This window comes from Pseudomonas sp. 22526 (assembly GCF_052044735.1).
In the GTDB taxonomy this organism is placed as follows: Bacteria; Pseudomonadota; Gammaproteobacteria; order Pseudomonadales; family Pseudomonadaceae; genus Aquipseudomonas; species Aquipseudomonas piscium.
Genome location: NZ_JBQENK010000028.1, coordinates 34,632 through 58,471 on the forward strand (window position 1 = coordinate 34,632; position 23,840 = coordinate 58,471).

A 23,840-nucleotide genomic window follows, 5' to 3' on the forward strand; every position below is an offset into this window, starting at 1 on the left:
GGAGTCCGAAATGAAACGCCACGCTGGTTTGCTTGTGATGTCCCTGGGGCTGGCGGCCTGCCAGAGCCCCAACCCCTATGTCGCCAGTTCCAATCCGTTGCCGCCGGCACCTGCGCAGGCGGCCGGGACCTTCGACCGCAGCGCCTATCCGGCGCCCCAGCGCGACTATGGCCGCTATCGCAACTGGGCCTGGCGCGACGGGCGCCTGCCCAACGGCTCGGCCTGGGCCGATTCGGCGCAGGTCGCCGAGGCGGTCAGCAACGCCCTCGACCAGCGCGGCCTGCGCCCGCTGCACGACAACCGCCCGGCGGACCTGTGGGTCAGCGCCGACCTGCACCTGGAAAAGCGCCTGCGCCAGGTGCAGGACGACTACGGCTACGGTTACGGAGGTTATGGCTACAACCGCTACGGCCCCGGCTACGGCATGTACAACACAGTGCCGGTGGTGCGTACCTACGAGGTGGAAGTCGTGGTGGTACGGGTCAATCTGTTCGACGCTAGCAGTGGCCAGCCGGTGTGGAGCGCCAGCGCGGAAACCTCGAGCCAGGGCAGCCTGAGCGAGCGCGCCGATGCGTTGCGCGAGGCTGTGGAAAAGGCCATGGCGGCGTATCCTCCTAGTTAGGCTCTGTACGAAGCTGCACGCTGGACTGGGTTAAAAACAGGCTTGCCTGACCTTCGCTCGCCGACTTTTCGTACAGACCCTAGCGACATCCCTTCAGGTGCATTTGCTCTTCTGGAGAAACATCATGTTCCGCCCTCTTGCTTCACTGGCCCTGGCCGCGCTGCTCAGCGCCTGCGCCGCCAACCAGGTCAACCATGACTTCGATGCCAGTCGCGACTTCGCTGCCTATCGCAGCTGGAGCTTCAAGGAACCCGCCCTGCAATACCGCCCCGACGATCCGCGGATCAAGAGCGACCTGACCGAACAGCGCATCCGCCAGGCGGTCAGCGACCAACTGGACCAGCGCGGCCTGCGTCCGGCCGCAGCGGGCAAAAAGGCTGATCTCAACGTTCAGACTTACCTGATCGTCGAGAACCGCCAGCAGCAGGTCACCACCAATTACGGCGGCGGCTGGGGTGGCCCGTGGAACGGCTACTGGGGCGCGCCGATGTACAACGAAACCCGCAACATCACCTACAAGGTCGCCACCATCCAGATCGACCTGCTCGATGGCAAGGACGGCAAGCTGGTGTGGCGCGGCAGCGACGAGCAGATACTCAGCAGCACGCCGAAACCCGCTGATCGCAGCTCGGCGATCAGGGAGACGGTCGGCCGGATCCTGGCGAACTATCCGCCCAAATAAGTCGCTGCATTTGCGCAACGGGGCGTGGGCTGCACGGGCCCTCGCTTCACATGGCTCACTTCCCAAACACAGCGCTGGCAAGTCGCCAGCGTTGTGTTGCAGCCTTGACTACACTCCTTTCACCCAGCGGAGGTTGCGCCCGGCAGTGCGCCGGCAAAGGAGTGCTCCATGTCTTCCCGCACGCAGTTTTCCGGACCGGCTCGGCAGCGTGGCGCTATTGGTCTGATAGGGGCGCTGGCGCTGAGCACGGCGGTGTTGTGCTCGCTGGTGGTTGTCGACAGTGGAAGCCTTTATCTAGAGCAGCGAAAGTTGCAGCGGGTGGCCGATAACGCCGCGCTGGAAGCGGTGGCGCGGGGCGGTAATTGTCTGGCGGGGAGTAGCGCAGCGGCGTTCGCGCGCGAAAGCGCGGAGCGCAACGGATTTGTGGTGGCAGCCGACAGACCACTGACAGCCACCTGCGGCTCGCTACAGACCGGTGCCGACAACCTGCGCACCTTCAGCCCCAACGCCAGCTTGGCCAGCGCCATCCAGGTGGTTGTCAGTGATGACTCGGTGCGCACCAGTATCGCCGTTGGTATTGCCAATCTGTTTTCCGACAATCCCGTCAGCGCCACGACCTCATTGAGTGCCTCGGCTGTAGCAGCCCAACCCAAGCCGCCGCTGGCGCAATTGACGATTCGCAGCACGCTGGTCGATCTCAACCTGTTGAACGGGACCCTCGGCGGCCTCGCGGGTAGTGCGATCAATGTCAGCCTGCTCGGTTGGCAAGGCCTGGTCGATACCGACATCAGCCTGTTGAGTTACCTGAATCAGCTGGCCATCGACCTGGATGTGAGCGCCGGAAACTACAGTGAACTGCTCGGCGTCGATACCAACGTGACCCAACTGATCCAGACCAGCATCGCCGTGGCCCAGAAGAACGGCGCCACCGCCGAGGTCCTGACGGCCCTGGGCAGCATCAAGGCCGCTGCCATCAATACCGTTCCGGTGAAACTGGGTGAGCTGTTGAAGTTGCAGACCGGCACCGCGGACTCCGGGCTGGATGCCAACGTCCAGTTGCTGAGCCTGGTCGAGGCATTCCTGCAACTGGCCAGCAGCCAGAGCGCCGCGGCTGTCACGCTGCCGGTGAATGTGTTGGGGCTGGCGGGCGTCACCACCCGGGTCAAGATCGTGTCGCCTCCCGAGTTCGCCATCGGCAACCCTGAGCTGGCCGCCGCCGACCCGCTGGGGCCCAATCGCATCTATGTGCGTACCGCTCAGGTGCGTGCATTGCTGACGGTGGATCTCTCGCTGATCAACAGCGTGTTGCAGGCGGTGAATACCTTGCTGTCGCCGGTGGTGGTCACCCTCAATACGGTACTCAGCGCCAATCTCAGCTGTGTGCTCGGCGGCCCCTGCGTAAAGACCGACCTGATGATCCTGCCGAACGGCGCGAACCTGGATGTCAGCCTCGAAGTGGCGGCCGGCGATAGCCATGTCACCGGCTATACCTGCGTCAGCGACAGCGACAACAGCCTTTCCGTCGACACCACCACCTCCGCGGTCAAACTCAAGGTCGGTCGGGTGGACGCGAGCAACTGGACGTCTTCGACCGCTCAGGTCAGCGTGAGCCCCTTGCCGCTGGTGGATATCGGCGCGAGGACCTGCCAGGGGCTGTTTGGCCCTTGCGGGGCGCGCGTCTCGTTTGCCGGCGGTGGTAGCGAGTTGATGATCGATACCTCGATCGCCGGCACCCACGAGCCGAATTTCACCTTTATCAATCCACCGAAAATGAAGCAGGAACTGGCAGACGACGATTGGCACAGCGTGACCGCGTCCAATGTGGTCAGCAGCCTGCGCGAGTCGCTGACCGGCATCTCTCTGACTCCGCATTCGCCCACCATCGGCAGTCTGCTCGGCGTGGTGCTCAATACCTTGCTGACGGCATTGAACAGCGTGGTCAGCCTGCTGGCCACCGCTATCGGTGCCTTGCTCGGCCCCTTGCTGGACCCGCTGTTGAACAATGTCCTGGCGGTGCTGGGCATCGATCTGGCTAAGGTCGAGGTGGGCGCCAACCTCAGTTGCGGCCAGGCCGGGCGGGCTTATCTGGTGCTCTGATCGCTCTGTACCAGCGGCAGCTCGATGCAGAAACAGGCGCCTTCGTCGGTGTTGCTGACGCTCAGGCGGCCGCCCATATTTTCGACTATGCCGTAGCTCACCGAGAGCCCGAGCCCGGTGCCCACGCCGACCGGCTTGGTGGTAAAGAAGGGCTCGAAGATGCGCCCCAGCAGGCGCAGGTCAATGCCGCCGGCATTGTCTTCGACCAGCAGCCGCACCCGCTGTGGGTCATGTTCGGCGCGTATCTCGATCCAGGGCCGCACGTCCGGATCCTGCTCGCGCCGGCCGAGCAGCGCATCCCGGGCATTGACCAGCAGGTTGATCAAGACTTGCTCAAGCTGATCGACATGGCCCCGGACCTGCACCTTGAAGTCGATTGGCGCGATACGCAATTCAACGCCCTTGCCGCGCATGCCGTCGGCCAGCAGCGACAGGCAGCCTTCCACGGCCTGGGCCGGGTCGAAAGGTTGTTGCTCGATCTCCGAGCTGCGGCCAAACACCCGCATATGGTCCACCACCCGGCCGGCCCGCTGGACCTGGGCATCGATGCGTTTGAGCTTGTCCTGCAGGTAGTCGAGCTGCACGTCGCCGTTGTTCAGGCGCTTGAGCACGTTGACGATGGCCATGCGCATGACATTCAGCGGCTGGTTGATTTCATGGGCCAGCCCGGTGGCCATTTCACCCAGGGTGGCCATCTTCGCGCTTTGCATCAGTTGCAGCTGGGAGCGGCGGACTTCGGTGTTGTCGCGGCCGACGGCCTGGATCTCCCGCAGGCGCCCTTGCGCGTCGAACACCCCGCGATCGGACCAGACCCACCAGGCATGTTCGCGCCCCGGCAGTTGCAGGTTGATTTCCGCGGTGCTGACCGGAAATTCCGGGGTCAGCTGGCGGATGCGTTGCACGAAGGCGGTGTGTTGTTCGGCGGACAGCCAGTCACCGAGGTTGGCCCCGGCCAGTTGTTCGGGCGGGCATTCCAGGTAGGTCGCCAGGGGCCGGTTGCCGAAGGTCAGGGTCAGGTCGGGCAGGTAGCGGCAGATCATCGCCGGGGAGTCTTCCACCAGGATCCGGTAGCGCTCCTCGCTGAGTCGGATCTGCTCGGCGGCCAGGGTGGCGTCGGTGACGTCCAGCCACAGGCCGACGGCCTCGACCGGCATGCCCAGGTCATCGCGCAGCAGCCTGGCTTCGTCGAGTACCCAGTGGTATTCGCCACGGCTGTCGAGCAGGCGATAGCGGCTGCGCACCGCTCCTTCGCGCAGCAGTTGCCGGTTGCGCTCGAAGTAGCGGTCGCGGTCGTCGGCATGCACCCGTTCCGCCAGGGCGCCGTCGTTGCAGTCGCTCAGGCTCCAGCCGAGCAGTGGCTGCAGGCTGTCGCTGAAAAAGGTCGGCTGCAGCGCGCCCTCGACATAGCGCTGGACATAGATCACCGCCGGCGAATGGGCGATCAGGTTGTCCAGCCGGGCGTGGGCCGCGGCCGCCTGTTGTTCCTGGTTCTTGATGTCGCTGATATCCAGCATGAAGCCGACAAAACGCTGGTTCTGGCCAATGCCCAGGGCCTGCCCCTGCAGGCGGTACCAGATGGCTGGCAGCTGCGGGTCGGCCCGCTGCAAGCGTACGCAGAGCAGCAGGGATTTGCCCTGTCGCAACTCCTGCAGGCGACTGCTCAGCTCCTGGCGATCGGCGGGGTGGATCAAGGCCAGCCAGGCTTGCAGCGACAAGCGCCGGGTCTGTGGTTCCAGCAGCAGGTTGAGGGCCAGTTGCGGCGCCAGCTGGATCTCGTTGTCCTGCGGGAACAGCTCCCACCAACCGGTGCCGAGCAAACCTTGCAAGGCCTCCAGGCGCTCCAGTTGGTGATGGTGCTGCTGTTCGCGCAGGCGTCCGAGCAAGGGCCCGGCCAGGGCGGCGCTCAATTGCAGCCAATCCCGTTCGCTCAACTGCGGCGCCAGCTGGCGCACCGGGTAGAAACCGCAGAGCAGCCAGGCCGCGACGCCGTGATCGTCGCGAAAGGGCACGACAAAGCCCTCGCTGTTGCCGAACGCCCGTTGCAGGCGCGGATAGTCGCCGAGGCCTTGAGTGAAGCTCAGCGCTTGCGGGGCATTGCCGTTCAGGCTGTCCAGCCCGGTGCCCAGGACCTGGCCCTTGTGCCACAGCTGCGGTGCGTCGGAGGCCTGATACAAGCCATGGATGTGCCAGCCCTGCTCCTGGTCGTCGAGCAGCGCCAGGGCGAGGCAGGGGATATGCCAGTGCTGGGCCAGGGCATGGAGTTGCTCATGCAGTACCTCGGGCAGGCGGAAGAGGCTGCACAGGCGCAGTTGTTCGCTGATCTGCGCGGCGAACTGCTGGCAGTCCTGGCGTTGCTGCGCCTGTTGGCGTTCCAGCAACAGGTCGCCGATGTCCAGCAGGTGCAGGAGCCAGCCTTGGGTGGAGGGTTGCACCCAGCCGCGCAGGTGCAGGATTTGCCCGCTGGCGCCATGGAAGTCCAGGTCGAGCACCTGTCCTTGCCAGTCGCCAGGGTTGCCTTCGACACTCAGCGCACTGTGGGCCAGCAGGTAATCCAGCAGTGGCGCCGGCCCTTCGGCGGACGGCGGCTGAGCCAGGGCATGGCGCAGCGGGCCGGTCATTTGCAGCACCTGGGCGTTGTGATCCAGGTGCACCAGCAGGCCGACCCCGGGCGTGGCCAGGGGCGGCGCGGGAGGAAGCGCCTGGGGCGTCGTTCGGCCGAGAAAACGCCCGAGCAGTTTGTCGCCCGAGCTCAAAATTGCAGACTCGACTGAGCGCTGAGGTTCGCTGGCAGGGCGGGCACGCTGCCCAGGCCCGGCAGCACCAGGAAGGGGATGACCTGTCTGAGCTTGTCGGTGGAGTAGTGGACCCGCACCGTGAGCAGGCCGCCGGCGTAAGTCACGGTGGCATCGCTGGCGCTGTTGGCGTCGAAGTCGAAGGCCTCCGGAATCCAGGTCAGTTGCTCGCGCAAGGTGTTCTTCGCGCGTGCTATCAGGGCGGCGTCATAACCGGGCATACTGGGGTCCAGGGCGACGCTGCGCCGCACTGCTTCGGCAGTCGCCTTGTTGAAGGACTGCACCATCAATAGCGGCACGCTGTAGCTGACCAGGCCATAAAACACGGCGAAAAAGATGATGAAGACCATGGCGAATTCGATGGCCACGGCACCTTTTTGTTTTCCAGGCAGGTTCACTTTCACGGCGGCGTCTACCCTGACTGCTAGTAGGTCATGTCAGCATAGAGTCATTCAGCCAGAAGGGATGTTTTTTAACCGATGCAGCATTGGATTCTATTGGGCTGGCTGGGGCTGTGCGCGGTGCAGGATATCCGCCAGCGTCATCTCGCCAACGGCTTGACCCTGGGTGTCGCGCTGCTGGCGCTGGGGTACTTGCTGTGGGCGGGCAACACCTGGCTGGGCGCCGACGCGATGCAAGGGGGCAAGGCGCTGTTGCTGGCGTTGCTGCTGACCGTGCCGGGCTATGTGCTGGGCCGGATGGGCGGCGGCGACGTGAAGCTCCTGGCGGCCCTGGGGCTGGCGTCCGACCCTTTGCACCTGCTGGGGACCTTCATCGGTGCCGCGTTGGCCAGCGGCCTGTGGTGGCTGCTCGCACCCAGGCTGTTGCCCGCTGTCGACCAACCGCTGGCAAGGTCCTTGCGCCACCTCGATCCGCGGCAGGGGCAAACCTATGCCTTTGCCCCTTTTGTCCTTATCGGCATGGCCCTGACCCTGCTGTGGACCCGCTAGTCGTCGTGCCATCTATCTCTATGTACATAGTCGGAAAGTAGTCTACGTTTATTCTGTACCTGCCCGAGGTGGACGCGGCAGGGCAGGATCATTCGTCTTGGGCTTGCCAGGCATGGAGTTGCGCGTGAACAAGCTTATATCCCGCATCAAAGTACTGGTGGTCGACGACCAGTCGCTGATAGTCGAAGAGCTTTGCGAGTTTCTTGAAGGCAGCGGTTATCGCTGTGTCCCTTGTGAGTCCAGCCGTCAGGCGATCCAGCAGTTCAATGAAGATGGCGAAATCGGCCTGGTACTGTGCGACCTGCACATGCCCGATCTCGATGGCATCCAACTGGTGCAGGAACTGCAGCGTATCGCCGGCAAGCATCGGGTCTTCGAAGCCATCATGCTCACCGGCCAGGCCGACAAGCAGGATGTGATCAAGGCCCTGCGCGCCGGCATCGCCGACTACTACCAGAAACCGATCGACCTCGATGAGCTGCTTGCTGGCCTGCAACGCCAGGAGGCGGCGTTGCAGGAGCGGCAGAAAAACCTGCAGCTGGGGCATCTGAACCAGAAGCTGCAGTTCCTTTCCGAATCCATCGACGACCTTTACCAGGACCTGGACAAAGTGCGTCGCGCACCACTCGCACCACCGACGACGCAGGAGTCGGAGCAGGGCGGCGGCGAGGTGGAGCAGATCGAAATCCCGGCGATCTTCAGCCAGCTGTCGCCCCGGCAACTGGATGTGGCCCGCCTGGTCGGCAAGGGGCAGACCAACTACCAGATCGCCTGTGAACTGGGGATCACGGAAAACACCGTGAAGCTCTACGTGTCCCAGGTGCTGCGCCTGACCCATATGCACAACCGCACCCAACTGGCATTGGCGCTGGCACCCAGCAACTCGGGGTTGCGCCAGCGCGTGACCGCACACTGACGCCTTCCAACGCGCAGCAAACCCCGGCACCGAGGGTTTGCTGCGTCATGCATGCCGGCTTTTGCCATTCAGTGTGAGCCGCTGCTTCCTTCTCTCTATTGGGCGAACGCCCGGGCAATGGCGCTGACGCCAGGTCCGGCGAGGACGATCAGTAACGCCGGGAAGAGAAACAGCATCATCACGACGGACATTTTCGCCGACATCTTCGAGATGTATTCCTGCAGGCGCGTCAGGCGCCGGTCATCGAGCAGCAGCTTGAGCGACTGCAACGACTTCATCGCCCCACCGCCCTGGTGGATCAGTTGCTGAAGGATCACGCAGGTGTCGGTGAACTCATCGACGGCCAGCAGCCGCGCGGACTTGTTCAGTTCTTCCCCCAGTTCCAGGCCCGAGTCCACCCGGGCCAGCACCATGCGCAGCTCCTGGGTCAGGGCCGGCAGCAGTTTCTGCGCGTCCTTGCTCAACACCCGCAGGGCCTGTTCCACTGCCATGCCCGACTCGAACAGGATGCGCACCAGGGGAATGAAGGTGGAGATATCGACCGCCAGTTGTTTCTGCCGTCTGCTGGCGGCCATGGCCAACAGACGCTTGGGCAACAGGTAGCCGATGCTCAGGGCGAACACCGGGGCGACCCAGTGGTTTTTCGCCGCCGGGAAAAACACCCCCTGGATCACCAGGGTCAGGCCCAGGGCGAGAATCGGTACGCCGATCTGGCAGGCGGCGAACAGCGAGCGTTGCCGCGCGCTGCGCCAGCCCAGTCGGTTGAGCAGCAATTGGGTTTCATTGTCGAGCCTGACCGCATGCTGGCCGATCCTGCTGTCGCCCAGCAGGTGCAGCCAGTTGCCGAGCCTGTTGTCGCGCGCCAGTTGCCCCTGCAGGCGCTCGGTCACCTGACGGGTTCGCCGACGCTGTTCCAGCAAGCTGCTGAGCATCAGCAGCATGGCGGCGAGAAACAACAGGGCACTGATCAGCAAGGCTGCCATGTCAAACACTCCGCAGCATGCGCCAGAGCGCCGCGCAACCGACGACCTGCAAACCGAAGGCGAGCAGCAGCATCATCCGGCCCCCGCTCTGGTTCCACATGCTCATCAGGTAGGTCGGGTTGGCTATCAGGAAATAGCCGGCCAGTGACACCGGCAGGGCCGCGAGGACTATCGCGGTGATACGGGTTTCGCCGGTCATCGCGCGCAGTTGCCGGGCGGCCTGGTCGCGTTCGCGGATCAGTTTGATCAGGTTTTCCAGCAGCTCGCTGGCATTGCCGCCATAGCGGTGGTTGACCTTGAGCCCGAGGGCGAACAGGCGTAGTTCATCGCGCTCGTACAGTTCGGCGAAGTCCGCCACCGCATCCGGCAGGTTGACCCCCAGCTGCACGTTGCGCCGGACCCGGCCCATGGCGTGCTGCAACGGATTGTCGGCGGCTTCGATGCCGCCCAGCACCGCGTCGGCCAGGGTGCGTCCCGACTTGAGGCTGCGCACGGCATGGTCGAGCAATGGCGGCAGCTGTTCGATCATGCGCTTGAGGCGCCGTCGGTACAGCCAGCTGATGTACAGGCGCAGCAGCAGCGGCGGTGCGACGAGCAGGGCGAGCAGCCCCGGCCATTTGCCCAGCCCATACCCGAGCATGCAGCCCAGCGCCCAGACCACCAGCCATAACCCCAGGCGTTCGGTGGGACGACCGAGGCCGGCGCGCAGAAAGGCCCTTTCGAGCCGGTTCCAGGAGGTCTTTTCCAGGCTTGGTTGCGGTTGCCCCTGAGCCAGACGGTCGAGCACCCGGGCGGTGCGGGCCTGGCGCAGGCCGCTGTAGAACATCCAGCCCGACAGCCCCAGCAGGGTCAGGCACAGGAGGGCAAGCAGCACGGGACCTAGCATGCGATGGCGCTCCCAGGCTCAGTTGACAGGCAGGTCGGCGTCGCGTCGCAGCTTGTCGCCAGCGGGGTTGGCCGCTTCGCGCAGAAAGCCGAAACCGCTACGTCGGTTCAGACGGAACAGGGTGTTGGTGACGTAAATGTTCTCGCGCACGCCGACCACTTCCACCACCTCGCTGACGCAGCGCCGGCCATCGGGCAGGCGCGTCAGTTGAATCACCACGTCCAGGGCCGCGCAGATCATCTGCCGCAGGGTGCGTTCGGCCACCTGGCGCCCGGTCAGGCCCACCAGGGTTTCCAGGCGCAGCAGGGCATCCTGGGCATTGTTGGCGTGCACGGTGCTCATGGAACCGTCGTGGCCGGTGTTCATCGCCGTCAGCACATCGAGCACTTCGACGCCACGGATCTCGCCGAGGATGATCCGGTCCGGGCGCATGCGCAGGGCGTTGCGGATCAGGTCGCTGGCCTTGACCTCGCCATGCCCTTCGGCGTTCGGCGGGCGGGTTTCCAGGCGCACCACATGGGGATGGCCCAGTTGCAGTTCGGCCACGTCCTCGATGGTCACCAGGCGTTCGTGAGGGTTGATCAACTGGCTGAGAATATTCAGCAGGGTGGTCTTGCCGGTGCCGGTGCCGCCGCTGATCAGGATGTTGCAACGCTTGCCCACGGCCTCCTGGACGAATTCGAAGATCGCCTGGTCGATGGTCTGCATGGCCATCAGGTCGCTGCTCTTGAGCATGTCCTTGCGGAATTTGCGGATCGACAGGCAGGGACCATCCAGGGCAATCGGCGGGATGATCGCGTTGACCCGGCTGCCGTCGGGCATTCGTGCATCGACCATGGGCGAGGATTCGTCGAGGCGTCGGCCCAGGGGCGCGAGGATGCGTTGCATGACCCGCTCCACATGGTGCGCGTCGATGAAACGCAGGTCGCTCTGGTGCAGCACGCCATCGCGCTCGACGAACACCCGGTGCGGGCCGTTGACCAGGATCTCGGTCACCGCGGGGTCGCGCAACAAGACTTCCAGCGGCCCGAAGCCGGTGAGTTCATCCACCAGTTCCTCGGCCAGGCGCTCCATTTCATAGCGGGAAATGGCCAGGTGCAGGCGGGAGACGTACTCGGCCACCTTGTCGGTGATGAAGCGCGCCAGCGCCTGGCGCGAACCTTCCAGGAGGTTTTTCCCCGACTCTTCGATGGCGTCGATGACATAGCGATGCAGCACCAGTTTCAGGCCCTCGTGATCGGTGTTGCCGACCGGGCTGTGGGACTGGGCGCCGAACAGTTTTTCTCCGCTCATCGACTTCCCCTGAGGCGCTCGAACCAGCCGGGTCTTGCCGTGGGCAGTCCTTCGGAGCGTCTGGCCAGGCGTTCGCCGAGGGTCTTCAGGGCTTGGGTCAGGCCTTCGCGGGGGGCCAGTTCGAACAGCGTGACGCCCTGGTTTTTCGCGTTGAGACGCACCTCGGGGCTGTAGGCCAGGACCGCGATCACTTCCAGGGCAAAGGTCTTGCCCAGGGTTTCCGCATCTGGCGCGACCCCACGCAGGTAGCGGTCGAGCAGCAGGCGCGCGTGTTCCAGCTTCATGCCTTTTTCGCGCCAGAGGTTGAGCACCGCCAGGTTGCGGCGGCAGTCGAGCACGCTCTGGTCGGTGTACCAGAGCAACTTGTCGCAATGGCCGACGAAGGTGCGCAGGGCTTCGCTGTCCGGTTGTCCGGTGAGGTTCACTACTATGTGCTGGAAGTGCTGGCGCAGGGCGCTGAGCAGCATGTACAACTCGGCGGCGCTGGTGCGCTCCAGCGGCTCGTCATGGCCGGCATAGGCCAGGATCCGCAGCCCGGCCTCGGTGCTGGTGAAGGCACTGTCGATCAGGGTCGTATCCAGGCGCCGCAGATGGCGCAGGGCATCGCCGAAGTGGAACGAGCTTTCCAGCCCCAGCAGCGCCAGGCTGTCGCCGCGCGGCAGGCCGAGGTCGAGCAACAGGGTCTGCTGGCCGCTCTTCTGTACCACCAGTGCCAGGTGGCTGGCGAGCAGGGCGCCATCGGCATCGCTCTGGGTGCCGTAGAGCACGGTCAGGCCGCCGAGCTGGGTGCTCGGCGTGACCTGGGGCAGGCGTTTGCCCAGGCGCCGCACCAGGCCGGCCACCTCGCTGGAGCGCGAGCCGTAGGCCACGAAGTCGCGGGCCCCGGCGCGCATGGCGTTGAGTACCAGTTGGTTGTCCATGCCGTCGCCCAGGGCGACGATGGCCAGCATCGGCTTGGCCTCCAGCGCGCCTTCGATCAGCGCCGCCTGGGTGACCACATGCTCGCGATCGAGGCCGACGAAGACCAGGCTGGCGCACGTCACATCCACCAGCGCCAGCAACTCGTCGAGGCTGCCGCTGCCTGCGCTGACCACCTGCCCGAGTGGCGCCAGGGCACCTTGCAACCATTCCAGGTCGGTGCCGTTGCGGGTGATCGCGAGGAAGGTCTGGCTCAGGTTCTGACTCATTGCGATAGCCCACTGCGTTGATTGAAGTTGCGGTTTTCCAGGGCGTACCCGTCCGGGTCGTGGTCGCGCGGCGGTACGTCGCCCTGGACAGGCATACCGCTCGACATCAGGGCCCGGATCAGGCCTTTGCACAGGGGCTGGCAATCATTGGACATGAAGAAGTGTCCTTGCATGATCAGGGAGTTTGTTGGCTCGCTTCGATGCCGCGTATGACTTCTATCTGGGCACGACGCGCTGCGGCGTCGAATGTTCTGGCGCTGGAGGGAGGGGGTGTGGACAGGGCCAGCTGGTTGAACTGGATCAACGACCTGTCGAGGTTTTGCAGCTGCTTCGACGCGCTTTTTTTGCCCGCCCAGTAATGCGCCAGGCGTTTCTCGTCGGCGCTGCGTACCGCCAGGCGCAGAACGCCGGCTTGAGCCGCGAGCATCAAGCGGCTCAACAAGGGTTCCGGGACGGCCAGCAACACACTGCGCGCGTTCAGGCGACGCTGATCCTGCTTGAGTTTTTCCTCGGGACTCGCGGGCGGCGAACCCGGCTTGCCATCGTTGGTCAGGCCCAGTTGCTCGCCGATGCCAAGCACCCGCAGGGCCGGCACCACGACCTGGGCCGAGGGCAGCAGGTTATTGCTGTCCTGGCGCAGGAACAGCAGCACATCGACGTAGTCGCCAGGGCTCAGTTGCCCGCTGGCGCCTATGACTTCGTCTACCGCGACGGCCAGGGCGCGCTCATCGGGACGGATCATGCGGGCCACGCTGCCACCGGCTTCGAAGCTTTCTTCGCTCAGCCAGGTCCCCGCCGACAGCGCCCGCCACGGGATGCGTCCGATGACCTGATCGAGGCTTTTGAGGCTACCGGCGGGGGCGGTGCGCAGCCGCTCCAGAGCGACATCGGCGGCCTTGATGGGAACGAACGGAGGTATGTCGCGTACCAGCACCGCGACGGGCTGGCGGGTCGCATCTTCGGCGGAAGCAGTGACGGTTTGCACGATGGCGGGGGAAGGCTGCGCTACAGGCTCCGCTGCGGGCCGACGACTCAATGCCACACCCCAGTAACCGGCAATCAGGGCCCCTACCAGAAACACCCCAGCCAACCCCATAGTGATACGACTGTTCATGACGGCTCTCCCTTTCCCGCTGCATCACCGGCTCGCAAATTCCAACGAGCCAATTTCGCAATCAGGCAGCTATGAACATGCAACTATTTCGCTATTTGAAGGTAGAACAGCTGCAACAAAACGCCATTACTGCTGAGAAAATAACTTGGTTCATCCTCACCTCTGTCCGATGTCGCGTTTTTTTGACGTCAAAGGGACGAACTAATACTTAATGATTAATTAGTTCTTACAGTTGTTGGCTGGAAGTTTGTTGACAATGCTGTGGTGGCACAGGGGAATCATGTTGCAACGCTGCAACACCCGATGCATTGAGGAGAAATTAGATGTTCTTCATTCTCGCTACCCAATGGATCACCCTTCTGGCCTCCCGGCTCCTGCGTTTCCTCAAGAACAACGAGGGGGCGTCAGGGATCGAATACGCACTTATCGCCGGCATGGTGGCCGTGGCCATCGCGGCATTCGTACCCGACATTTCGAGCGCTATCACCAACACCTTCACGACCCTGCAAGGAGCGTTGGAGGGCGACACTACCGCTGCTGCTCCTAGTAGCCCGTAACACAGGTCCTCAAGGCTTTATCGAGGCGTCGATACCCTCAGTACGCAAGTCACTTTCCAGGTATTGCCCATGAGCTCCTCTTCGTTTCCACGCCAGCAGCTTCTTCTCGTGGACGATGAAGAGGACGCTCTGCTCGAGCTGGCCGAGTTGCTGGAAGGCGAAGGCTTCTGCTGCTTCACCGCGACCTCGGTCAAGCTCGCCCTGGCCCATCTCACTCAACACCCGGACATCGCGCTGGTCATCACCGACCTGCGCATGCCGGAGGAGAGTGGCCTGTCGCTGATCAGGCGCCTGCGCGATCACACGTCCCGCCAACACCTGCCGGTGATCGTCACCTCGGGTCATGCCGACATGGATGACGTCAGCGACCTGCTGCGCCTACAAGTGCTGGACCTGTTCCGCAAACCCATCTACCACGTGCGCCTGCTGGAAACCCTGAACACCCTGTTCCCAGAGCCACGCATCCACCTGGTCAATCCCTGAACCTTCCCGCCCTTCCAAGTGCCCGGTTTTTGGCGCTGTCAGTTTGACTTTTTGATGGTGTCACAATGATGGCTCATGTACATTTGCCGCCGCTTGTCCGGGCGTTTACCGACAAGCCGGTAGGGATGCCTGAAAGACACCGGCGCGCCTGCTGAAACCTGTCGTCCGCGTTTCTGGAAGGGATATCTCCTTGAATACTTCATTCCTGCGCCGCTCGTTGTTGGCGCTCTCTGTGGCTGCCGCCGCGACCCATGCACCATCGTCGATGGCGGCGGACCTGAACTACGACCTCGGTGGCGGTGCCTTGAGCAGCACCCTGCAGACCTTCGACAATGTGCGGCTGAGCGGGACCTCGCAGAACACCGGCGCGGATTTCAGGGGGGTGAGGGTCCAGGGCCGTTTTATCAATGAGGGGGCGGTCAACCTCAGCAGCGGTTCGGCCCAGGCCGGGTTGTTCTTCTCTTCCTTGGCGTCGACCGCTTCGACTTTTACCGGCGATTTCATCAACCGCGGTTCGGTCAGGATCGCGGGCCTGGACGCGTCCGCCACGCCGAGCGGCATCCTGCATTCCCTCGACAGGATCGGTGGCAACCTGATCAACGAAGGCGATATTTCCGTGTCGGCCGCGAGCGCCGCGGGCGTGGACCTCTATCTGTCGAACATCGCCGGCCAGGTCGTCAACAAGGGGACGATCTCGGTCAATGGGGATGACGCCTATGGCCTGCTGGTGTTTTCCAAGCTGTCTGGTATCGACAACAGCGGGACCATTACCGCCCGAGGGAAAAATGCCAAGGGCATCGAGATTGAAGACTCGACCTTCACCGGGGTTTCAGGCAGCCATATCAACAACAGCGGCACTATTTCGGCCGATGCTATCGGCATCCATGTGATCAGCTTCGCCAATAACCCGCTGTTTTCCATCACCCAGACCGCGGGCCTCATCGAGGGCGGTACGGCAGCGATCCAGGCAGATCAGAAGAACACTTATTTCTACTGGCATGGCGGTCAGGTCAAAGGCGATCTGCTCGGGCTTTCCGGTGTGCTGGTCAAAGGCGATGTGACCTTCGACGGCTCGACCATTAGTGCCGGCTACGTGGACATCGATGGCGGCCGCCTGACGCTGCTGCGGCCGCAAACCACTATCGATGGCGGCCTCGACCTGGACTCTTCGAGCGCCATCCTGCGCTTGCTGCTGGACAAGGATACCAACCCGACGACGCCGATCCTCAAGGTCACGGGCGCTACCTATTTCAGCGAAGGCAGCCGTGTCGAGCTGGCGGCGCGCTCCAACGATTTCCGTACCGGCGCCGATGGCACCCGCTACACCCTGATCAACACCGGCAGCTGGGAAGATCCGCAGAACGCCAATGTGGTGTCATCGTCCGCGTTGCTGGAAGTCAAAAGCTTCGGCATCGAAGGCAATGACCTGAAGGCGCTGGTCACCACCAAGAACGCGGCGGTGGTCGAGGAGAACATCATCAAAGCGGACGGCTCGCAGAACGCCGCGAACGCCATCAAGCCGCTGGCGAACAGCCTGATGACCCGGCTCGATGAAAGCGATCCGGTGTTCCGCGCCTTTGCCGCGGCCTCCTCGGATGCCGAACTGGCCAGGCTCTCCGAAACCCTGGGCCCGGATGTCAGCCGTGGGGTGATCCATGCCGCCACCAACGGCCAGAGCCTGGTCAACAACGTGATCACCAACCGCTCCAGCAGCACTCGCAATGGCTTGTCTTCGGGCGACGTGCTGGCCGAGAAGGGCGTGTGGCTCCAGGCGCTGTCCAGTGACGCCGACCAGGACAGCCGCAAGGGCGTCGAGGGCTATGACGCCAACAGCCACGGGATCGCCGTGGGTGCCGATGGCCAGTTCAACGCCGACACCACACTGGGCCTGGCCTACAGCTACCTGGACAGCGATGTGAAATCCTCCAGTGGCAACAAGACCGATGTCACCGGCCATGCGCTGACTTTGTATGGCGACTGGAGCCACGACAACTTCTTCGTCGACGCTTCGTTGATGTACGGCTGGAACGACAACGAGTCCAAACGCTACGTCGCCGGCACCCGCGCCAAGGGCGATTACGACAGTGAAATCTTCGGCGTCAATGCCCTGGCCGGCTACAGCTGGCGTCTCGATCGGCACCTGCTGCTCGAACCGCAGATCGGCGCCCGTTACGCCAAGGTGACGATCGATTCGTACCGGGAAAAAGGCAGCTCGGCGGCCTTGAATGTCGCCAGCCAGCGTTATGAAGTGGGCGAGCTGGGCATCGGCGCGCGCCTGGCCGCCGCGTTCGATCTGGGCCGGGGCAGCCTGGAGCCGGAAGCCAGGGTCATGGCCTGGCACGACTTCATCGCTGACAGGGCCAACACCACCTCGACCTTTGTCCTGGGCGGCACGCCATTCACCACCAGCGGTGCATCGCCGGTACGCGACAGTTATGAAACGAGCCTGGGCGCGACCTATCGCGTCGGTGCCTGGAGTGTGGGCGGCTCGTACAACTACCTGACCAAGACCGACTTCTCTGCCGACACCTTCACCGTCAAGGTGCGCTACGACTTCTGATGCTCGCCTGAACAAGACGACCCGCCTCCGAGCGGGTCGTTTTCGTTTGGCTTGAGGGGCTTCTTACAGCTGGTAGCTGAAACTCAGGGTGTAGCGCGGGCGGCGGTTGTGGGTGTCCAGCGCTTCATCGGACATAGGCTTGGCCGCTTCGAGGGAGATGTTGTAGTACTTGGCGTCGCCAAAGCGCAGGCCGACGGCGGCCGATGACAGGCTGTTGTCCTTGACCGGCAGTTCGTTGAACCATGTGCGCGAGCGATCCAGAACCACGTATGGCTGGAGGATGCGCAACCAGCGGCCGTCGCGATTGAAGCTGTAGTTCACCTCGTAAGCCGCGCCCCAGCCCTTGTCGCCGGACGCCTGGTCGTCGGGGTAACCGCGGCCGAAGTTCTGCCCGCCGAACACCGCGCGTTCGCTGTCGGGCAGGTTGTCGCGGCTCCAGTACAGGGCCGCCGACAGCACCCCTTGCCAGTTGTCGAAGAACTTGTCGCTCTGCACGCCGGACAGGCGCACGCGGAAGAAGTCCAGGTCATACAGGTCGTCGTTGGTTTTCGCGCCCAGGGCGTCCAGCCCCTGGTACACCCCGGCACTGAGAATCCGCAGTTGGCGTTCATTGGCCTTGCGCCAGTCGCCCTCGAAGGCCAGGGCGCGAATATTGGTTTTCAGTTCGACGCTCTGCGGATAACCCACCACTTGATAGCGGGTCTTGTCGTTGACCGCATACAGGCGCGAACCCAGGATCAGCAGCTCGTTGGGCGCGGCGATCACCGGGTGGCTCAAGCCTATGGAGTAGCGATCGTTCTCCCGATGGGGCTTGAGTTCGAGGCCGTTGGTGAGCTGCACATTGGTCCCCGGGTCGGCGCGGTAGCGTGTGCCGTACAGGCTCAGTTGGGTGCCTTCGTCATTGAGAAACTGGTTGTAGTCCAGGCGGTAGTAGTGCTCGTGATCGTCCCCCGGCGGGAACAGGCCGCTGAGGGTGACCTGCTCGCCCATGGCGGTCTGCGAGTTGCTGCTGACCGCCAGCAGGGCCTGCAGGCCATTGCGGTTGTCGTCGGTGGTGCTGAGGCTGCTGGTGAAGGGTTTGCGGCTGGCCTGGGCAATCAGGTAGGCCGCGCCGTCGGTGGTTCCCGGTGGCGGCACCTGGGCTTGCAGGGTGACCCCGGGAATGCGGCTCATCAGGGTGGTGTAGTGCTCGAAGGTCTTGCGGGTCAGCGGCCGTTCGGCCTTGAGTTTTGCCACCAGTTTGTCGAGGTAGGCCGAGACCGGGCCGATATCGCCCTGCAGTTGATAGTCCTTGATGTAACCCTCCACCAGGACCACGCGCACGGTGCCCTGGTCGAAGCTCTGTTGCGGCAGGAACGCGTAGGACAGCAGGTAGCCATCCTGCTGGTAGCGGCGGGTGATTTGCCGGGTGGCTTCGATCAGTTGCCCCAGGGTGCTTGCATGGCCGATCAGCGGCTTGTAGATCTCCGCCAGCTCGTTCAGCGGGTAGAGGGTGCCGCCTTCGATCTGCACCGTACTGACGTTGATGGTGGTGCCCATCATCAGGGGCTGGGCCTGGGGCACCGTGGGTGGCGCCAGCTTGGGCGCCGGGGTCGTGGGGCGATAGGCGTCGGCCGGCAGGTTGGGCACCGGCAGGTTGCGGATGGTTTCGTTGCTATTGAGAAAGCTGGGAAGGTTTTCGGCGTGGACGTATGAGCAAAGCGAGACTAACAACAAGGGAGCCAAAGCGCGCATAGGACACTCCATGGTCAAGTCACAGCAACGCGAGAGGTACTTCAGTCGGCGGCGCTTGTCAGGGTCTTGGCCTTGATCAAGTACTGCAACCGTCATGCTCCAGACAAGAAAAAGACGAGAGACTCAATCGAATCCCTCGTCTCCAACCAAGCGTAGGCGCTGTAGGTAGGGCCGTCGAATCGGCCAGGTGCAAAACGCTTATCGGCTGCCGCCCAGGGCTCCGGTCAAGCCACCGAGCACACCGCCCAGCGCGCCGGTGGTGCCGGTGGCCCCGCTGCCGCTGGTGCCGCCGTCGACCAGGGTCCCGACCGTGGCGACGGTAGCGCCCAGGGTGTTGACGGTCTGGCCGACAGCGGTGACCACAGGGTTGGGAGCGCTGGCGGCGATGGTGGTGCCTGCGCCACTGACGGTATTGCCTACTTGAGTGATCAGGCCGGCGACGGGTGTGCCCACTCCGGCTGTGGCTCCTCCTTGTTGGGTCAGGCCAGTGACGGCACTGGTAACCGGGTTCAGTGCTGCGCCGACCGTGGCGCCGACACCGGCCAGTGGTGCAGTGGTACCGACATTGGCCACACCGGTGCCGCCCAGGGCGCCACCCACCGAGGCCACTACGTTGCCGACCGAGGCTGTGCTTACGCCCGCGGCACTGACCACACTGCTGGTGTTGCCGGCATTCAAGCCGTTACCCAGGTTGACCACCGCGCCGCCGACGGTTTCCAGCAGGCCGGCGCCACCGATAGTTCCGCCACCGGTGCCCGGAGCGGTCGTGGTCAGGCCACCGGTATTGCCAAGGGTGGTGGCGACGTTGTTCAGGGTGCCGCCCAGGGTGTTGCTCAATGGATTGCCGTTACCGACGGCGGTGACCTTGTCGCCCAGGCCGTCGACGGTCGTCGCCACCTTGTCGATCAGGCCGCCGACCGGGGCGCTCAGGCCTGTGGCGCTGGCCACCTTGCCGGTCAGGCCTTCGGTCAGGGTCACTATCGGGACCAGGGCATTGTTGCCCACACTGTTGGTCAGCGAGCCCAACGGACCGCTGCTGGTGACGCCGGTCAGGGTGTTGCCCAGCATGGTGACCTTGTCGCCGACGCCATCGAGCACCGGGGCCACTTTGGTGACCACACCGCCGACCAGGGGAATGCTGCTGGTCGCAGTGCTCAGTTTGCCGCTGAGGTCCGAGACGCCACCGCCGATATCTGTCACCACGTTGCCGACTATGGCCGTGGTCCTGCTCAAGGCCTGTGGATCGCTACCCAGTTGGCCGAGGCCATTGGTCAGGCCATCGCCTACAGTGTCGACCACATTGCCGCTGGTGTTCACCGCGCTTTGCAGTACACCGCCGACTACTGGAAGTGGGGCCAGCGCGCTGCTGAGGGTGCTGACACCATCGCCGACGCCGCTGATGGTGCTGCCGAGGTCGGACACCAGGGTCGAGGTGACCAACGGGGTGGTGGTGGGTGTAGTCGGGTCGGTCGGATCCGTTGGATTGGTCGGATCGGTGCCGCCACCTCCTCCGGTGCCGCCACCCGTGCCTCCGGTCCCGCCAGTGCCACCTGTGCCTGCGGTGCCGCCGCCGGTCCCACCTGTACCACCCGTACCGCCGCCGATTCCACCGGTGCCGCCACCTGTTCCGTCGGTTCCGCCTGTGCCTGCGGTACCGCCACCGGTTCCGCCAGTACCGCCCGAACCGTCGCCGGACCCGCCAGAACCACCGGAACCGCTGTCGGTACCTGCCGCGCTGTCAGGCGAGGAGCTGCCGGAGCTGCTCTTGTGGCCGCCACCGCCGCTGCTGCAGCCGGTCAGGCCGAGGGCCAGGATCAGGGCCAGCGCTGTGCTTGTTTTCAACCAGACTTGAGTTTTCATGAGTAAAATTCCTTGCACCTGTTACAACGTTTTGTTGTTTTCGATAACTCCCCAGTTCTGTCGCTGGAGATGTTGTCGTCCGTTGTCGCTATAAAAGGCCCAAGTACTTTCTTTCACCATTCTCAACTTGGTATTAACAACTTATATATCGGCTGTTTTTGCTCCTGCGGAGGGACTAATACCAAAGGAGTGATGGGTGGAAATGTTTTTAGTAAATCTTTACTAATCAGTGTCTTGTGTTTTTTGTTTGCGAGGTCTAAGAGCGCTTTAACGAAAGTTATATACATACAATTAATTGTCTGGCGGCCCCGCCACGGATTTGGCGTCAACTTGCCTTATAATCCCCGGCCTGGATTTTCTTTGGAGAAACTTTATGCCTGCCCCTGTCTGGTGGCTGCTTTGCCTGCCGGTGATTGCCGGTGCTTTCCTACCCCTGCAAGCGGGAATCAACGGCCAATTGGCCAAGCAGGTTTCCAGCGTGCTGGCGGCGGCGCTGATCTCGTTTTTTGTCGGTACCCTGGCCTTGCTGATCCTGGCCGTGGCCCAGCGCGAAGTGCCTGGCCTGAGTGCCTTGAAAAGCCTGACCTGGTGGCACTGGTGCGGCGGTCTGCTGGGGGCGTTTTTCATTGCCACCGCGGCCTTCGCCGGGCCGCGGATCGGCGCCATGCTATTCATGGCCCTGGTGCTCGCCGGGCAGTTGGGCATGGCCCTGGCGCTGGACCATTTCGGCTGGGCCGGTTTTCGCGAGGCACCCATCAGCCTCGGCAAGATTGCCGGGCTGGTGCTGATCCTGGCGGGGGTGTTCCTGATTCGTCGCGGTTGAGGCCGGCTCAGGCCAGCGGCTGCCAATGCCCGCTCATATGCTCCAGGTCGCCCGCGCCGGTCAGGCGCAGGTCACCGCTCGAACCCGCGGCGCTTGCCAGCAGGCACACCTCGCTGGGCAGGCGCACCGGTTTTCTGAAGTCCACGGCAATCTCGATATTGGCCGCCGGCAAATGTTCGCTCAATGCCGCCAGGGTTCGCGCCTTGTTCCACAGACCGTGGGCGATGGCCCGGGGGAAGCCGAACATTCTGGCGCTCACCGCGCTCAGGTGAATCGGGTTGTAGTCGCCGGACACCCGGGCGTAACGCCGGCCGATATCGGCGGGAGCTTGCCAGCGCGTCAGCTCGCTGAGGCTGGCCTCGCCCTGGGGCTCTTCCTCCGGGGCTTCGCCCGATAGTTTCACGCCCCGACAGAGCATCCGGCTTTGTGCTTCCCACAGAGGCCCGAGGGCATCGTCGACGCTGGTCAACAGATCGAACACCGCGCCTTTGGCATGGGGCTGCAAGTTGTCCACACGCACCCCGACCCTCAGGTCGCCGACCCCGCCCATGGGCCGCAGGATACGAATGCGGTTGGCCAGATGGATCAACCCCAGCAGCGGGAAGGGGAAGTCCTTGGCGGTCAGTAACTGCATCTGCAGGGCGAATGCCAGCACATGGGGATAGGTCGGCGGCAGCAGGCCGTTCTCGGCAAAACCGCAGACCTGGCGATAGGCCGCAAGTTTCGCCGGCTGCACGCTCACCTGGCGGCGCAGGCCATGATCAGGCAGCTCGGTACCGGTGATTTTGCGGCGGGTCGCGGCCTTCCAGTACAGCTCGGGCAGGTTCGGCGGGGTATCCAGCTCATGCCATTGCAGGCTCATGTTCAAGCTCCCAATACGCTTTGCCCACAGATTCGCAGCGCTTGCCCGGTGACCGCGCCGCTGCCCGGTTGGCCGAGCCAGGCCACGGCTTCGGCGACGTCCTGCGGCAGGCCGCCTTGCCCCAGCGAACTCATGCGCCGCCCGGCTTCGCGCAGGGCGAACGGAATGCGCGCGGTCATCTGGGTTTCGATAAAGCCCGGGGCCACGGCGTTGATGCTGATGCCGCGCTCCTGCAACAGCGGTGCCCAGGACTGGGCCAGGCCGATCAGCCCGGCCTTGCTCGCCGCATAGTTGGTCTGCCCGCGATTGCCGGCGATGCCGCTGATGGACGCCAGCAGGATCACCCGGCCGTTGTCGTGCAGGGTGCCGCTGTCCAGCAGCGCCCTGGTCAGCACCTGCGGGGCGTTGAGGTTGACTGCCAGCACCGCGTCCCAGAATTCCGGAGTCATGTTGGCCAGGGTCTTGTCGCGGGTGATCCCGGCGTTGTGCACCAGGATATCGATGCCCTCCGGCAACTGTTCCACCAGTCGCGGCGCGGCGTCTTCGGCGCAGATATCCAGGGTGATCGCGTGGCCGCCCAGGCGTGCGGCCAGGGCTTCGAGGTCGGTCTTGGCGGCGGGCACGTCCAGCAGCACCACCTGGGCACCATCCCGGGCCAGGGTCTCGGCGATCGAGGCGCCGATGCCGCGCGCCGCGCCGGTGACCAGGGCTCGCGCGCCGGCCAGGGGCCGGGTCCAGTCCTGGACCTGGGTAGCGCAGGGGTTCAGGCGGATCGCCTGGCCTGAGATGTAAGCGCTTTTCGGCGAGAGGAAGAAGCGCAGCGCGCCTTCCAGTTGGCTTTCGGCACCCTCACCGACATACAGCAATTGCAGGGTGGCGCCGCCGCGCAGCTCCTTGGCCAGGGAACGGCTGAAGCCCTCCAGGGCGCGCTGGGCACTGGCGGCGAACGGATCGCCGAGGGTTTCCGGGGCGCGGCCGAGAATCACCAGGTGTGCGCTGGGCTCGAGGTTTTTCATCAGCGGCTGGAAAAATTCGCGCAACTGCTTGAGCTGCTCGATCTGCAGGAGGTCGCTGGCGTCGAACACCATGGCCTTGAGCCTGGGGCCGTGGCCGGGAATCCAGGCGGTGGCGAGGGTCGGATCGGTGCCGTAGCTGTAGATGCTCTCGGTCAGCCGCGGGGCGATGGCGCCGACCTGCTGGGCCAGCGGGCCGCCGCCGATCAGCAGCGCCCCCTCGACCGGGCGCATGCGGCCGGCCTGCCAGCGCTCCAGACGTACCGGCGACGGCAGACCAAGGGCCCCGACCAGGCGGTGGCCGATGGACGAGTTGGCGAAGTCGATGTAACGATCTGACATGGAACACGCTCCAGGAACTGTGGTTCAAAGTGTGGACCACGAGGGGCCTTTGGTCGTTCGATCCTTGAGATACAACCTACGCTT

At 64.0% G+C, this 23,840-nt stretch carries 21 protein-coding genes; 9 read left to right on the forward strand and 12 right to left on the reverse strand.

Going from position 1 to position 23,840, the window contains the following annotated elements; genetic code table 11:
* Positions 1 to 10: 10 nt before the first annotated feature.
* The 3 genes from ACTJKT_RS29055 to ACTJKT_RS29065 all read left to right on the forward strand — a co-directional run bounded on the left by ACTJKT_RS29055 (position 11) and on the right by ACTJKT_RS29065 (position 3,401).
* Entirely contained in the window at positions 11 to 622 is a 612-nt protein-coding gene (locus ACTJKT_RS29055) for a DUF4136 domain-containing protein (RefSeq protein WP_210475553.1), read from the forward strand.
* Positions 623 to 746: 124 nt separating this feature from the next.
* The gene (locus ACTJKT_RS29060; protein WP_025807952.1) at positions 747 to 1,304 is read left to right on the forward strand and encodes a DUF4136 domain-containing protein; all 558 of its coding nucleotides are present in this window, start codon (positions 747 to 749) and stop codon (positions 1,302 to 1,304) included.
* Between the two features lie 168 nt (positions 1,305 to 1,472).
* Positions 1,473 to 3,401: a pilus assembly protein TadG-related protein gene (locus ACTJKT_RS29065; protein WP_440789849.1), complete on the forward strand. Its 1,929-nt coding sequence runs from the start codon at positions 1,473 to 1,475 to the stop codon at positions 3,399 to 3,401.
* Here the strand turns inward: ACTJKT_RS29065 and ACTJKT_RS29070 are convergent.
* Positions 3,386 to 6,154: an ATP-binding protein gene (locus ACTJKT_RS29070; protein WP_440789851.1), complete on the reverse strand. Its 2,769-nt coding sequence runs from the start codon at positions 6,152 to 6,154 to the stop codon at positions 3,386 to 3,388. The two genes, ACTJKT_RS29065 and ACTJKT_RS29070, sit on opposite strands and share 16 nt — an antisense overlap.
* The gene (locus ACTJKT_RS29075) at positions 6,151 to 6,597 is read right to left on the reverse strand and encodes a TadE/TadG family type IV pilus assembly protein (protein ID WP_440789853.1); all 447 of its coding nucleotides are present in this window, start codon (positions 6,595 to 6,597) and stop codon (positions 6,151 to 6,153) included. Before ACTJKT_RS29075 ends, ACTJKT_RS29070 begins: the two co-directional genes overlap by 4 nt.
* A gap of 75 nt (positions 6,598 to 6,672) precedes the next feature.
* On the opposite strand from ACTJKT_RS29075, the gene ACTJKT_RS29080 reads away from it, so the two are divergent.
* On the forward strand, positions 6,673 to 7,143 hold the full coding sequence (locus ACTJKT_RS29080; RefSeq protein ID WP_025807947.1) for a prepilin peptidase: 471 nt from the start codon (positions 6,673 to 6,675) through the stop codon (positions 7,141 to 7,143).
* Between the two features lie 124 nt (positions 7,144 to 7,267).
* The gene (locus tag ACTJKT_RS29085) at positions 7,268 to 8,059 is read left to right on the forward strand and encodes a response regulator transcription factor (protein WP_440789855.1); all 792 of its coding nucleotides are present in this window, start codon (positions 7,268 to 7,270) and stop codon (positions 8,057 to 8,059) included.
* A gap of 95 nt (positions 8,060 to 8,154) precedes the next feature.
* On the opposite strand, the gene ACTJKT_RS29090 is transcribed toward ACTJKT_RS29085, so the two are convergent.
* Genes ACTJKT_RS29090 through cpaB form a run of 6 tightly spaced genes read right to left on the reverse strand, consistent with a single transcriptional unit; the run spans position 8,155 to position 13,522 of the window.
* On the reverse strand, positions 8,155 to 9,042 hold the full coding sequence (locus ACTJKT_RS29090) for a type II secretion system F family protein (RefSeq protein ID WP_440789857.1): 888 nt from the start codon (positions 9,040 to 9,042) through the stop codon (positions 8,155 to 8,157).
* A gap of 1 nt (position 9,043) precedes the next feature.
* On the reverse strand, positions 9,044 to 9,928 hold the full coding sequence (locus tag ACTJKT_RS29095) for a type II secretion system F family protein (RefSeq protein ID WP_440789859.1): 885 nt from the start codon (positions 9,926 to 9,928) through the stop codon (positions 9,044 to 9,046).
* Positions 9,929 to 9,946: 18 nt separating this feature from the next.
* Positions 9,947 to 11,221, reverse strand: a complete 1,275-nt coding sequence (locus tag ACTJKT_RS29100) for a CpaF family protein (RefSeq protein ID WP_440789861.1) — start codon at positions 11,219 to 11,221, stop codon at positions 9,947 to 9,949.
* The gene (locus ACTJKT_RS29105; protein ID WP_440789863.1) at positions 11,218 to 12,408 is read right to left on the reverse strand and encodes a pilus assembly protein; all 1,191 of its coding nucleotides are present in this window, start codon (positions 12,406 to 12,408) and stop codon (positions 11,218 to 11,220) included. Before ACTJKT_RS29105 ends, ACTJKT_RS29100 begins: the two co-directional genes overlap by 4 nt.
* Positions 12,405 to 12,563: a hypothetical protein gene (locus ACTJKT_RS29110; protein WP_440789865.1), complete on the reverse strand. Its 159-nt coding sequence runs from the start codon at positions 12,561 to 12,563 to the stop codon at positions 12,405 to 12,407. Before ACTJKT_RS29110 ends, ACTJKT_RS29105 begins: the two co-directional genes overlap by 4 nt.
* Before the next feature lie 20 nt (positions 12,564 to 12,583).
* Positions 12,584 to 13,522 (reverse strand): Flp pilus assembly protein CpaB, encoded by a 939-nt coding sequence (gene cpaB / locus ACTJKT_RS29115; protein WP_440789867.1) that lies wholly within the window; start codon positions 13,520 to 13,522, stop codon positions 12,584 to 12,586.
* Positions 13,523 to 13,845: 323 nt separating this feature from the next.
* Between cpaB and ACTJKT_RS29120 the strand changes: the two genes are divergently transcribed.
* The 3 genes from ACTJKT_RS29120 to ACTJKT_RS29130 all read left to right on the forward strand — a co-directional run bounded on the left by ACTJKT_RS29120 (position 13,846) and on the right by ACTJKT_RS29130 (position 17,122).
* On the forward strand, positions 13,846 to 14,079 hold the full coding sequence (locus ACTJKT_RS29120; protein ID WP_440789869.1) for a Flp family type IVb pilin: 234 nt from the start codon (positions 13,846 to 13,848) through the stop codon (positions 14,077 to 14,079).
* A gap of 69 nt (positions 14,080 to 14,148) precedes the next feature.
* On the forward strand, positions 14,149 to 14,562 hold the full coding sequence (locus tag ACTJKT_RS29125; protein ID WP_440789871.1) for a response regulator: 414 nt from the start codon (positions 14,149 to 14,151) through the stop codon (positions 14,560 to 14,562).
* 190 nt (positions 14,563 to 14,752) lie between these two features.
* Positions 14,753 to 17,122: an autotransporter outer membrane beta-barrel domain-containing protein gene (locus ACTJKT_RS29130; protein ID WP_440789873.1), complete on the forward strand. Its 2,370-nt coding sequence runs from the start codon at positions 14,753 to 14,755 to the stop codon at positions 17,120 to 17,122.
* A 63-nt stretch (positions 17,123 to 17,185) separates the two neighbouring features.
* On the opposite strand, the gene ACTJKT_RS29135 is transcribed toward ACTJKT_RS29130, so the two are convergent.
* Both ACTJKT_RS29135 and ACTJKT_RS29140 read right to left on the reverse strand, forming a co-directional pair.
* Positions 17,186 to 18,856, reverse strand: coding sequence for a ShlB/FhaC/HecB family hemolysin secretion/activation protein (locus ACTJKT_RS29135; protein WP_440789875.1), 1,671 nt, complete (start codon positions 18,854 to 18,856; stop codon positions 17,186 to 17,188).
* A 198-nt stretch (positions 18,857 to 19,054) separates the two neighbouring features.
* Positions 19,055 to 20,716, reverse strand: coding sequence for a collagen-like triple helix repeat-containing protein (locus ACTJKT_RS29140; protein WP_440789877.1), 1,662 nt, complete (start codon positions 20,714 to 20,716; stop codon positions 19,055 to 19,057).
* A 373-nt stretch (positions 20,717 to 21,089) separates the two neighbouring features.
* Here ACTJKT_RS29140 and ACTJKT_RS29145 point away from each other — a divergent pair, with 373 nt between their 5' ends.
* Complete coding sequence (locus ACTJKT_RS29145; RefSeq protein ID WP_440789879.1) at positions 21,090 to 21,539, forward strand: DMT family transporter; 450 nt, start codon at positions 21,090 to 21,092, stop codon at positions 21,537 to 21,539.
* A gap of 7 nt (positions 21,540 to 21,546) precedes the next feature.
* On the opposite strand, the gene ACTJKT_RS29150 is transcribed toward ACTJKT_RS29145, so the two are convergent.
* Both ACTJKT_RS29150 and ACTJKT_RS29155 read right to left on the reverse strand, forming a co-directional pair.
* On the reverse strand, positions 21,547 to 22,401 hold the full coding sequence (locus ACTJKT_RS29150) for a MaoC family dehydratase (protein ID WP_440789881.1): 855 nt from the start codon (positions 22,399 to 22,401) through the stop codon (positions 21,547 to 21,549).
* A gap of 2 nt (positions 22,402 to 22,403) precedes the next feature.
* Positions 22,404 to 23,756 carry a 3-oxoacyl-ACP reductase gene (locus ACTJKT_RS29155; protein WP_440789883.1) on the reverse strand — a complete coding sequence of 451 codons (1,353 nt, stop codon included), beginning with the start codon at positions 23,754 to 23,756 and terminating at the stop codon, positions 22,404 to 22,406.
* Between the last annotated feature and the right edge of the window lie 84 nt (positions 23,757 to 23,840).